Genomic DNA, 12,811 nt, shown 5'->3' on the forward strand with positions numbered 1-12,811 from the left:
GAAATTTGGCATTAGCAACATTACGCCGCTAATGCCAATAACGGCTCACAGTAAGGAATGGGCCAGCACTTCGTCGGGATCGTCTTGTTTGCGGACTTGCGGTGCCAAGCCCTGCGACACCGCGGCTTTATAGTTTTGCAACATCCGCACCGCCATGGTGAGGTCAGGGCGGATGACAATACCGCCATCGCCGGTATCCACGCCGGAAGCCTCACACCAAGCAAGTAACTCACGTTTTCTCCCCGCTAAAATCAAGGTGATCCCTTGCGTTTTTAGCTGCCTATATAGCTCATCGATCATCGCCATCACACTGAGATCCAAATGGCTGAAGCAACTGACGGCATCAACAATCACGGTCTCTACCGGCGGAGATTGATCGGCAATCCGTGTTAGTAGCCGACGTTTAAAGTACACCGCATTGAAGTAAGTGAGCGGTGAGTTAAAACGATAAATCAGAATGCCCGCAATCGGTTTCACTTTATCGCTCTTGCCTAAACTGCGCAGAATCCCTTTTTGATTGATGCCAAGCACTTGATCGTCCGGGCGCATCACCACTTTTAAAAACTGGAACAGGCCCAGCAGTACCGCCAAGGTGATGCCGGGGATCACGCCGATAAACAATACGGCGAGTAAGGTGATTACTGCCAGCGTAAAGGCGCCGTTATCGCGTTTGCGTAAGCGCCATAACGCTTTAATGTCGATGAGCGAGATGGACGCAATCACCAACACAACGCCCAGCGCTGAGGCGGGAATATAAGCCAACGGCGCGGTAGCAAACAGAATGATCACTAAGATAATCAAAGCGCTGATCACCGATACCAGTTGGGTTTTACCGCCATTGGCATCATTGACGGCGGTGCGGGAATCGGCGCCACTGACCGCGAAACCTTGCGCCGCGGCGGCGGCGATATTGGCCAGTCCGAGTGCACGAAATTCCTTGTCGGCGTCAATATCGTAGCCGTTTTTGGCGGCAAAACTACGTGCTGTCAGCATCATGCTGATAAAACTCACCATGGCTAAGTTCAACGCGGGCATCACCAGTTCCCGCATTAAGCCGAGTTCAAATACCGGTGCTTGAAAATCAGGTAAACCGCTGGCGATGTTGCCGACAACCGCCACGCCGTCCTCTGACAGACTCAGCGCCCAACTCACATAGGTGGCGACGGCAATGGCGATCATCGCTGCGGGCCAATGTGGCCGCATCAATTTAGCCAGAATAAAAAACATCAACGTCAGCAGGGCAATCGCCAATGTGTACCAATGGGTTTGTGCCAGATACTGAGGCGTGTGCAGCAAGCGTTCTAGTAAGTAGGGCTCTTGATATCGAAAGCCGAGGATCTTGGAAAACTGGCCGACAATAATGGTGATTGCCACGCCGTTAAGCAGCCCCATCAAAATCGGTTTAGAGAGAAATTCGGCTAAAACGCCAATGCGAAAGCGGGAAGCGAGTAAACACCAAACCCCGGTCATAAAGGTCATGGTCATCACCAACTGCCAATGACGTTGCGGATCGCCCGCCGCCAGCGGGGTCACTACTGCAGCCAGTACCGCGCAGGTGGCAGCATCTGGGCCAACAATGAGTTGCCGTGACGAACCAAACAGCGCATACACCAACATGGGTAACACGCAAGAATAAAGCCCCACCACTGCATTGACACCGGTGAGCTGCGCGTAGGCAATAGCGACGGGCAGGGCGACGGCGGTGACGGACAATGCCGCGCGCAGATCATCTTTAAACCAGATGCGTTGGTAGTGAGTAAACAGCTTTAAACCGGGAAACCAATCGGCGAATCGATGTAGCAACGAGTTGGGTGCATCTTTGGTAACGGCATCCATCATGTCGTAGATATACTCAAACGGGAAGAATGTATCATTTATGACATGAAATCCGTGAATTCGCGAGTTGAGTCATGCTAATCCTAGGGGCTGTTTATCTTTAGTGTTTGATTTTTGTTCAAATCAAACTCGTTATGAGCGAGGTGCAGCCAGTGACGCTTAGTCAACTAAGCAAGCTGGGGGTAACAAAGTTCAGGAGGCGTTTAAATGAACCCTTCGGGCAGCGATGGGGCAATTGGTGATAAGCAAAAAAGCAAAAAAGCAAAAAAGCAAAAAAAAAGCCTGAAGCAACGTGCTTCAGGCTATAAATACCACCGTCCAATGGCGGGCAAGGAAGATTGTTTACACTTTTGAAACACAGCTCAGGCGGAGTTACCACCTAAGCCGTTGGGGTTAACGCAGTTTGTTACCGTATACGTCCCACACTTCTACCGGACCCAATTTCAGCGCCCGTACTTCAGCTTCGACTTTGCTCAAGTCACCAACAATCACCCACGTTAGTTCATCAGGCTTGTAGGTCGCTTTGGCAAGATCGCGAGTTTGCGTTAGTGTGGCATCGGCTAGACGCTCCGCCGCACCTTCGACGCGAGTGTATGGCTGCTGATAATAGTCACTATTAATCATGGACTGCAGATACGCATCATTGTTGGTGAAACCTTGAGGAATCGAATGCACGATAGACGATTTATCGCGTGCTAATTCCGCTTCTGTTTGCGGACGTTGGCCGATAAATTCACTTATTTCGCGCTTAATTTCGCTCATTGCTGCGGCAGTTTTATCTGTTTGCACCGTTCCGCTGGCGGTGAATACGCGTGGGCCGGTCGGGGTATTGTTAACCCTACCGCTAAAGCCATAGGCCCAGCCTTTGTCTTCACGCAGGTTCATATTCAGGCGGCTGTTGAAGCCACGGCCAAGGGCTGAATCCATCAGTGTTTGGATGGCCGCTTTATCTTGTTCAAATGCGGCTACAGTGTGACCAACGGAAATACTGCTTTGTACCGCGCCTGGAGCATCAACCAGAATCACTTTGCCCACTTGTCCCTGTGCCGCAGTGATCTCCGGCAGTACCGAAGGAGTGCGCTTATCCCAGTTACCAAAATATTTGTTCGCCAGTTTAGTGGCTTGTGGCAAGGTGATGTCGCCCACGAGATATAGTGTGGCGTTGTTCGGCGCTAGCTCATGTTCATGGAAGCGCTTGATGGTGTCACGATTGATTTGCTTCGCTTCAGTACGGGTGACGATATGGCCGAAAGGATGGTTGCCACCCCAAATCGCTTTGCCATAAACATCCCGCGCAGAACGCAACGGTTCCAGCTCGTAGTTGTCGTAAGAGGAATCAATGTTACTGATCACCTTGTCCAGCTCTACTTGCGGGTAGCTTGGGTGACGAATCACTTCCGCCGCTAGCGCAAATGCATCATCTAAATTACTGGCAAGGCTGCTCCAGTTTACGCCGCTGCGTTGCTTGCCAGCAGTGCCATGGATAGTGACAGCTAAGCTATCGAGTTTCTTCGACAGTTCATTCATGTTGTATTCGTCGGTGCCCATGGTGAGCATGCTGAAGGCTTGTTCAGCCGTACCCGGCGCGTAGAACTTATCGGCGAGAGAGCCAGTGTCAAACTGCATGCTGACATCGACGAGAGGTAAGTTGTGTCGTTCAGCCACAACCACTTTCATGCCATTATCAAGCACCATCTGATGGATAGGTGGCATGGTGATCTTGCCATTAAATTTACCCACTTGCGGCATCTTGCTACGATCAACGCTCGCTTCAGCAACTTGAGTGGTCGGCTCAGGTAACATGCGAATCTCGTAGTACGGTTTATCTAGCCACTTTTTCGCCACTGTGCGGACATCATCGCTGTCAGCGCTACCAATCCACTGGCGTTGTTTGTTGACAAACAACGGATCGTTGTGGTGAACAAGACCGGTGATCAGTTGTGCGCCAACATCTTGGTTGCTTTCCATTGATCTGAGCAGTGAGACTTCTGCACCTAAGTTGATTGCCTCAAGCTGTTCCGTCTTTGGTCCTTTTTTGAAGAAGGTTTGCAACGTTTGCGCGATGATGCGGTTCACTTCTTCTGGGTCAACGTTTGGCTTTAAGGTGACGTCTAGTGAGAATGTGCTACTTACATCATTCGCATCCACATTGGCCCAAACTTCTGTGGCCAGCTGTTTTTCGTCGACCAACACATCATAGAGTGGTGTGTTTTTGCCTCCGGCTAAGGTGTCGGCCACGAGGTTCATCAACACGGTATCTTTGGCGCTGCTGTTAGGTAAGGCCCACACGCGGCTTAAACTGATATTCGCCACTTTGTCATAGACAATCTCTTGCTTGTTGTGGCTGAGTTCAGGTATCCATTGGGTGATCTTGTCCATTGGCTTGCCCGCAGGCACATCGCTAAAGTAGTGGGCGACTTTTTCTTTGGCGGTTGCTACGTCAATATCACCAGACAATACCAATACCGCATTGGTGGCGCCGTAGGCATCATTAAACCACTGTTTAACGTCATCTAACGAAGCGTTGTTGAGATCTTCCATTGAGCCAATGGTGGTGTGGTCATAAGGGTGACCTTTGGGATAGAACGTTTTTAAGAAGTGCTCGTAGATTTGCGAGCCTGGGCGCAGTTGGCCTTGACGTTTTTCATTCTGCACCACCGCACGTTGTTCATCTAACAACTCTTGCGTGATACTGCGGCCAAGGTAGCCCATGCGATCTGATTCCATCCACAATGCCAGATCAATAGCGTTGCTTGGCACTGTTTGATAGTAATTGGTACGGTCCAAGTTGGTGGTGCCATTCATTGCCACGGCACCGGCTTTGTTGAACGGCACAAAATACTCGCCATCACGGTGAATCGTGCTCTGGAACATCAAATGCTCAAACAGATGCGCGAAGCCCGTTTTTCCTTCAGGCTCATTTTTCGAGCCCACTTTATACCAAACGCCAACGTAGATATTCGGTACACTACGATCTGTGTGAACTATGGTCGTCAGGCCATTGGATAGCGTAAATGTTTGATAATCAATGTTGATTTTTGCCAATGCATGTTCAGGAAGTTGTTTGGCAAGGACCTGGGGGCTTGGCAACATAAACATGCTAGCTAAAAGTGCTGAAATTACTGTTTTATTTATATTTTTCAAAAGAATACGTCCAAGTAACGCAAAATCGTTATGGCGTCATTAAGCCATATAATCCTTACGCCAACCTTGCCGACAATGTGTACTTTATGTTTTGCTGATGTTTACAAGATGTTTTCGCAATTTCTTTGGCGTGTGAGCGTTCTAGCGAAGAATACTGCGTTGGTTGATTATTTGTTAAGGGAGAAAAGCTGCGGAACTTTGTGCTGTGCAGCTGGCATAATTGCCCCGATCTTGTGGTTGCTGCCGCCTGTTTGGACTCTCCGGTAAGAAGGGGATGTCATCACGCTATTGAATACAGCATTTTGATATTTCGACACCTAAATTCCTTGTCACACATTCGCTTCTGTAAGGATGCATCAGTTTAAGTATTTTATTTCCATCTAAATCATCATTCAAAGCATTACTAATACCTCAAATTGAGTAAATTATTTTTTTGTCGGAGATTTCTGCGAGCTCCTACTATAGAATCGCCGCCTTAATTATTCTTTTTAAGAATAACTTATGCAACACAGCAGTCCGGCAGCGATTTAGTGCTAAAAAGACGATTGAGTTGGACATAAGGAAAGGTGTGATTGTTTATCCGAGCCACGTTAAAAACTTGGTCTAGAGTGTGTTTATCTCGGGCGATACCGGAATCGTAAGTGGCAAGTCATCGCCATGCTGCCACTTTAAACATATTGAAAAATATCGTTTCGCGAAATCCTATTATTCCCCGCTGCACTCTAGTATTTGGCTAGTTCTCGAATGAGCGGCCGCGCGTTTTACAGTGTGGGGAATATATGCGGTTACTCCTTTTAACATCATTACTCTAAAAATGTTGACGTCTCTAGGGGCTGTTTATCTTTGCTGGTTGTTTTTGCAGCAGGCAGAGCGTGATTTAGGCAAGGCAGGTGATGTGCCGTGTAGTTATTCTCCACCAACAGCACCTAACGCTGAATAAATTGCGCTCTGCCGCTGCCCGAAGGGTTCATTTAAACGCCTGCTGAACTTTGTTGCGCCCAGCTTGCTTAGTTGATTAAGCGTCGCAGGCCGCGCCTCGTTCCAAATGTGTTTAATTTGAACAAAAAAATCAAACACTAAAGATAAACAGCCCCTAGGGCGTTTACCTTCACTATCCAAGGATTAAATAACGGCTATGGAAAATATTTCTCTTGCGGTGAAATTAGCAATAGCATTCGGATTTATGATCGTGCTGAGTATCGTCCTCACTGTCTCCGGTTGGCTCGGATTGACGAAAGTGATTGACAGTGGCAACAAGCTTTTTCAAATACAGACGATGTCACAGACCGTCGCCAGTTTAAAAGCGACGCGTGAAAACTACCAACGCACCATGGCATTAGAGGACAAGCAGCATCTGTCGCAAATGGTGCAGCAACTGCAGCAAAGCCTACAAACTGAACTTCCTAAATATCGTTCAGAGGATGCGCGTCGACGGATAGAGCGAGCGCTGGTCACGGTCAATGACTATCAGCAGATTCTCAATCAGCTTGCGTCCATCATCGACCAAAAAGTCGTCAAGACTGATCAGGTGATGTCAATGGCTAGCCACATCAACAAGTTACAGCGCGAGCATGTTAAGCAACTGCAAGATCAAGCAAATGACGAGGTGCCGTGGCAAGCAATTGCAATGTTAAATGCCGCTGATACCTACATGGAACAGCTTGAAAAGTTAGCGGTAACTTGGTTAGTTGCACATGCTGATGGACAGCAGACTTACCGCCAGATTGAAGCCAAAGCACAAAGTATGACAGCGCTATGGCAGCAAGCTTCCTACGTTGATGCGCGTGTGAACATTGGACAGCTGAATCAAGCCCTTAACGAGTTACTTGCTGGCTATCGACAGCTCTTGCAGCTGGATGAGAAAGTCGCCAGCGCCAAGGATACCTTTATTGGAAGTGCAGCTTCGCTACGTGACGACGTTAAAGAGTTAAAAGAGTTTCAATCACTTAGCCGAGCGCAAGCCAATCAACAAGCAAAAATCATGTTAGCGTCTGTTGCAGGGTTAGCGTTGGTTATCGGTTTTGCAGCAACATTGATCATGAAAGCGCAAATTGTTACGCCAATTCAAGAAACCGTAGCGCTGGCGGCACGAATCGCCAAAGGTGATTTAACCCATAAGGTGACCTCTAAACGTCAAGATGAGTTGGGCGTGTTACAGCGTGCGATGGGCGAAATGAGCCAATCATTGAAAGAGCTAGTGAGCAATGTGTCCTCGGGCATTGCTGAACTATCGTCTTCAGCCACGCAGTTGTCTGCTGCCACCGTACAAAACCGCGCTAATTTAGGTAAGCAACACATTGAGATTGAACAAGTTGCCGCCGCCATCAATCAAATGACCACCACCGTACATGATGTGGCGAATAACGCGGAGCAAACCTCCGTAGCCACCGGAACTGCGCAACAGGTGACGCAAGAGGGCACAATTGGTGTGCAGCAAGCGATTGTGAGCGTCAGAGAGTTGAATCAGGTGATTGAAAACACCTCCGCGGTCATGGCGCAATTGGCGAGTCAAAGTGACAACATTGGCTCTGTGCTAAGTGTGATTAAATCGATCGCGGAACAAACCAATCTGCTGGCGTTGAATGCGGCCATTGAGGCGGCACGGGCAGGTGAGCAGGGCCGCGGTTTTGCCGTGGTGGCCGACGAAGTGCGACAACTGGCCCAGCGCACGCAACAGTCCACTGCTGAAATTGAGCAGATGATCCAACAGTTGCAGCAAGAATCTCAAAATGCAGTGAAGATGATGGAAGTCAGCCAGAATCTCGCCAGCGGTAACTCTGATATGGCTTCTGCGGTTGGTGAGCTGTTTGAACAGATCGCTAAGGCGGTCAGTGATGTGCAGCAGATGAACCATCAGATTGCCACCGCAGCCGAGGAGCAAAGTGTTGTTGCCGAAGAGATCAATCGACGGGTAGCGGAAGTTAACGATATTGCAGGGCTGTCTGCAACCTCGTCTAACGAAACCGCTGAAGCGACAGAACGGTTGGCGGCCCTAGGGGCGCAGTTAAAAGTGTCTATCTCAGGTTTTAAAGTCGCGTAACGCAGTGATGTTCGCCATCACCTGCTAAATGAATAAAACCCCAAGCAGTCAACCGGGCTGCTTGGGGTTAATCTTTCAAATATCTTTACCTTAACGAACTCGACATCAAGTGATGCATTGTTGCGATTGATGCCGTTGCTGTCGTTATGCCGCTTTGTGTTTGCGGCTCGCGCTGGCTGCCGAAGTGTTTGCTCGCAGTGCGGCCGGGTCAAAGTCATCCACGTTAATGGATAACAAACGACCTTGCTCAGCCAGTTGCATCAACTTCACTTCATCATCCGACAACACCCCAAGCGCTTGGCCTTCAGCGGCAATTTTATCTAATTGCATGAATGGGAAACGCTTGCCAGCAGCCTTGCACACTTTGTCGTACAGCGGTTCGGCTTTGAGAATATTCAGCAGCGTTTGCTCTTGCATTCCCACTGGGTTATTGGCCTTGGCTTGCAAATATTGACCAACGCCCAAACGGCTGCGGCTGTTACACGGCGTTTGCATAATGCGGGCAACTTGATGATCTAACACATCCGATGGACGTTTTACTGGACGACCAAAGGGGAAGATCACTAGCCGTAATACTGGGCCAAGCTTGCTCGGGAAGTTATCCAGCAACTCATCCAAGGCCACTTGTAGGCGATACAAACAATCTTCTACGGCCCATTGCACCATGGGTAAATCTTCACTGAGGCGACCGTCGTCTTGATAACGTTTCAGTGTAGCGGAAGCTAAGTAAAGTTGGCTGAGCATATCGCCCAAGCGCGCAGAAACCCGCTCTTTACGTTTCAGGCTGCCACCTAAGGTTGCCATCGCCAAATCCGATAACAAGGCTAAGTTAGCGCTGAAGCGATTCATCTGTTGGTAGTAACGTTTGGTTTTGTCTTTCACTGGCGCATTGGAGAAGCGACTGCCCGTCACGCCCATCCACAAACTTCTGACAAAGTTAGATAAGCTGAAACCGATGTGACCAAACAGCGCGCGGTCAAAGGCGCGTAAGCCGCGCAGCTCTTCACCGTCAAACGCTGCGGCCATTTCTGCCAGAATATACGGATGGCAGCGAATAGCGCCTTGACCATAGATGATCATCGAGCGAGTGAGAATGTTGGCGCCTTCTACGGTAATCGCGATCGGTGCTGCTTGATAGCCGCGGCCAAGATAGTTATTCGGGCCAAGACACACCCCTTTACCGCCATGAATGTCCATCGCATCGATCATACATTTCTGCATGCGGTCGGTGAGGTGACATTTTACAATCGCCGAGATCACTGAGGGTTTCTCGCCACTATCAATGGCGGTTGTGGTTAATGACGCTACGGCATCCATCAAATAGGCGTTGCCACCAATGCGGGCCATCGGCTCTTCAATGCCTTCAAGTTTGCCAATAGGTAATTTAAATTGACGGCGAATACGGGCGTAAGCACCGGTTGCCAACGCGATAGTTTTTATGCCACCGGCAGAGTTGGACGGTAGCGTAATGCCACGGCCGACAGACAAACATTCCACCAACATGCGCCAGCCTTGGCCTGCCATTTTGGCACCACCGATGATAAAGCTTAACGGCACGAACACGTCTTTACCGCGCGTTGGGCCATTTTGGAACATGCAGTTCAGCGGGAAGTGACGACGGCCAATCTCTACGCCGTTAATGTCGGTTGGGATCAACGCACAGGTGATGCCTAACTCTTCTTCATCACCGAGCAGATGCTCTGGATCGCGTAGCTTGAAAGCTAAGCCGAGTACAGTCGCAATCGGCGCTAGTGTGATATAGCGTTTGTTCCATGTCAGTTTCATCCCCAGCACTTCTTCACCTTGCCAAGTGCCTTTGCATACCACGCCGAAGTCAGGAATGGAGCCAGCATCGGACCCCGCTTCTGGGCTGGTTAATGCAAAGCAGGGGATCTCTTCACCTTTAGCGAGGCGTGGCAGGTAATGCTGTTGCTGTTCCTCGGTACCATAATGCTGGAGCAATTCCCCCGGGCCTAATGAGTTAGGCACCCCGACGGTAGACGCCAACTCGCTACTGATGCCCGCCAGCTTTTGTAGCACGCGGGATTGCGCATAAGCCGAAAACTCCAAGCCACCATATTGTTTCTTGATGATCATGGCGAAGAAACCGTGGCTTTTCAGGTATTGCCACACTTCTTCAGGTAGATCGGCAAGTTCATGCGACACTTGGTGTTGGCTCACCATGGCACAGACTTCTTCTACTGGGCCATCTAAGAAGGCTTGTTCAGCGGCGCTTAAACGCGCTTTAGGGTAGTTGTGCAGTTTGCGCCAGTTGGGATTACCCGCGAACAAATCGGCTTCCCACCAGGTGGTGCCCGCATCGATGGCTTCTTTTTCGGTCGTCGACATCTCCGGCATGATCTTGCGGTACATCTTTAATGCCGGTGTGGTAATAAATTGTTGGCGAATAGATGAGATGTTGAGTGGCAGCGCTACTAATAAGAAAGGTAGCCACACCCAAACTCCGACTGCGCCCAGCAGATTGCCGAGAATAATGACTGCGGCGCTGAGCAGAGTAGCAGATGTTAGCGAGACCCTTAGGTAAGCGGCCGCCCCCAGCACGGATAGCAGTGCAATGAGCCATATTAGGGTAGTCACGTTACTTCTCCTCGATTAATCGGGTTATCTAATAATTATTACGTTTGTACAATAAATGAGGCTGGTCTGACCTCTATTTAGATAAAAGTAATAGACAAAAAGTGTGAACTCAAGCGATTTTCAAACAATCGTTTTAATCTTTAGTCGTAGCAAGTTGTTCCATTGATTGGCGATCTCGCTACAATGGGCAGCAGCTAAGCTTTTGAGGAACGTTGTAACCATGTGTGAGTTGTTGGCAATGAGCGCAAATGTGCCCACCGATATTGTATTTAGTTTCACTGGATTGGTTGAACGCGGTGGGGTGACTGGCCCCCATGTTGATGGTTGGGGCATTACATTTTATGAAGGTAAGGGCAGCCGCACGTTTAAAGACGCTGCGCCTAGCAGTCAGTCTCATATTGCGCAGTTGATCAAATCCTACCCGATTAAAAGCGAAGTGGTGATTAGCCATATTCGCCAAGCCAATCGCGGCCAAGTCTCGTTAGAAAATACTCATCCGTTTACTCGCGAGCTATGGGGACGTTACTGGAGTTATGCGCACAACGGGCAGCTCTCTGATTATCAAACTATGCTGGCTACCAAGCGTTTTCAGCCGGTGGGGGAAACCGATAGTGAAATGGCGTTTTGTTGGATTTTAGAAGCCATTGCCAACGAGTTTGGCGCGATTCCGCCAGTTGATATGCAGCCAGTGTTTGAGTACATCGCGCAGTTAGCGCAGCAGATCCGTGACAAAGGGATTTTTAATCTGATTATTTCTGATGGCGATTACTTGATGTGCTTTTGCAGTAATAATCTCAGCTACATCACGCGGCGGGCGCCATTTGGTAGCGCGAAGTTATTGGATACCGATGTGGTGATCGACTTTGATAAAGAAACCACGCCAAACGACGTGGTTTCAATCATTGCGACTCGGCCGTTAACTAATAACGAGAATTGGCATGTGATGCAGTCGGGCGAATGGAAATTATTCCGTCTTGGCGAGATCATCACTGAAGGTGGTAGTACCGAACTCTGCGCGAGTTAATGTCAGCTGTAGTGCGCTATCGCCTTTTTTCTGATGCTCAAATTTTATCGGCAGATAGCCCAAATCGGGCGCCATCCACGCAACGGTGCGGCGCTTATCTGTGTTGCGCTTCACTTCTAACTTGATGGTTTGATATTTGTGGCCGTTAACGATGATCGTTTCTGGCCCTAAATTGGTAAAAGTGTAGTCATTGATTTTATTATCTTTGACCATGTTATACGCCAGCTCTTGTTTACCGAGGCTCAAATCCAATCTAAATTGCAATTGCACCATCATGGCATCGTACAGCGGGCCGGTGTAATCCAGCGTTTTGTTTTCCGCTTTGTAGACGCTAAACACTTTGCCGAGATCTTTAGCAAAGCGCACTTGCTCGGAGAAATCAGAGCCCGTACCGGTGCGCTGATGTTCAAACTTTTCTGGCAGTAGTTGTTCACCCTTACGGATAAAGTCACTGCTGATTTCGCGCTGATCAGACACGATCAGTAAGCTCAGCTTGCTTTGCAGGGCGTAGTGGTAATGATTGTCGATGGGCTTATCCAGCACAAAGCGTGCATCCCCAAGGCCAATGCTACCGTATTGCACGTGATATTCCGCCACTTGTGGCGCTAGAGGATCTTGAGCGGCAAACAGGCTCAAAGGTAATAATGTTGCGATACCGGCAAATACTGCGGCTAGTTTCAATCTGTCACTCCTTCTTAGAACGGCATTCCTAGCACTAACGTGGCAATGTCTGGGTGCCACTCATACTCAGACCGATTAATTTTACCTTGGTTCACCATCACCCCCTCGCTACGCAGCAGTTGGGTTTGTTCACGAAATGGTGCGGTATCAGCGGCAAAAGCAATTTTGCCTTGAGCGTTAACCACGCGGTGCCAAGGTAAGCTTAGTTCAGTTGGTGCGAGTTTGAGGGCGCGCGATACATAGCGGGCGCGACCAGGTAATCCTGCCATATCAGCCACTTTGCCATAACTGGTGATGGTCCCAGAAGGGATCATGCCAACAATCCACCAGATGCGTTGCATCGGCGATAAAGGTTCAGGATTGTCAGACATCATCAGCGGCCTGTGTCGGTTGGTGGTCGGTCATTAGTCTCGATTGTAGAGAATTGCTATGAGTGAGGTAAAGCTCCGAGGGGCTGTTTGCCAAGAATACGCCTCCAACATTATCAG

General features: G+C 49.2%; 8 protein-coding genes. 3 read left to right on the forward strand and 5 right to left on the reverse strand.

Features of this window, described 5'->3' with window-relative positions:
- Nucleotides 1–45 precede the first annotated feature (45 nt).
- A complete protein-coding gene (locus L9G74_RS11250) occupies nucleotides 46–1,836 on the reverse strand; it encodes a SulP family inorganic anion transporter (protein WP_238896544.1) in 1,791 nt (596 codons plus the stop codon).
- Nucleotides 1,837–2,043: 207 nt separating this feature from the next.
- Here L9G74_RS11250 and L9G74_RS11255 point away from each other — a divergent pair, with 207 nt between their 5' ends.
- Nucleotides 2,044–2,190, forward strand: coding sequence for a hypothetical protein (locus tag L9G74_RS11255; protein ID WP_238896450.1), 147 nt, complete (start codon nucleotides 2,044–2,046; stop codon nucleotides 2,188–2,190).
- Between the two features lie 39 nt (nucleotides 2,191–2,229).
- Here L9G74_RS11255 and L9G74_RS11260 read toward each other — a convergent pair whose 3' ends face one another.
- Nucleotides 2,230–4,929, reverse strand: coding sequence for a M16 family metallopeptidase (locus L9G74_RS11260; RefSeq protein ID WP_238896452.1), 2,700 nt, complete (start codon nucleotides 4,927–4,929; stop codon nucleotides 2,230–2,232).
- Between the two features lie 1,186 nt (nucleotides 4,930–6,115).
- Between L9G74_RS11260 and L9G74_RS11265 the strand changes: the two genes are divergently transcribed.
- The gene (locus L9G74_RS11265) at nucleotides 6,116–8,020 is read left to right on the forward strand and encodes a HAMP domain-containing methyl-accepting chemotaxis protein (RefSeq protein ID WP_238896454.1); all 1,905 of its coding nucleotides are present in this window, start codon (nucleotides 6,116–6,118) and stop codon (nucleotides 8,018–8,020) included.
- Between the two features lie 144 nt (nucleotides 8,021–8,164).
- Here the strand turns inward: L9G74_RS11265 and fadE are convergent, their stop codons facing one another.
- Nucleotides 8,165–10,618 (reverse strand): acyl-CoA dehydrogenase FadE, encoded by a 2,454-nt coding sequence (gene fadE / locus L9G74_RS11270; protein WP_238896455.1) that lies wholly within the window; start codon nucleotides 10,616–10,618, stop codon nucleotides 8,165–8,167.
- Nucleotides 10,619–10,838: 220 nt separating this feature from the next.
- Here fadE and L9G74_RS11275 point away from each other — a divergent pair, with 220 nt between their 5' ends.
- Nucleotides 10,839–11,642, forward strand: a complete 804-nt coding sequence (locus L9G74_RS11275; RefSeq protein WP_238896457.1) for a class II glutamine amidotransferase — start codon at nucleotides 10,839–10,841, stop codon at nucleotides 11,640–11,642.
- Here L9G74_RS11275 and L9G74_RS11280 read toward each other — a convergent pair.
- Nucleotides 11,583–12,323, reverse strand: coding sequence for a DUF3108 domain-containing protein (locus tag L9G74_RS11280; protein ID WP_238896458.1), 741 nt, complete (start codon nucleotides 12,321–12,323; stop codon nucleotides 11,583–11,585). The two genes, L9G74_RS11275 and L9G74_RS11280, sit on opposite strands and share 60 nt — an antisense overlap.
- Before the next feature lie 14 nt (nucleotides 12,324–12,337).
- A complete protein-coding gene (locus L9G74_RS11285) occupies nucleotides 12,338–12,694 on the reverse strand; it encodes an MGMT family protein (protein ID WP_238896460.1) in 357 nt (118 codons plus the stop codon).
- Between the last annotated feature and the right edge of the window lie 117 nt (nucleotides 12,695–12,811).

This window comes from Shewanella electrica (assembly GCF_022321485.1).
Lineage (GTDB): Bacteria > Pseudomonadota > Gammaproteobacteria > Enterobacterales > Shewanellaceae > Shewanella > Shewanella electrica.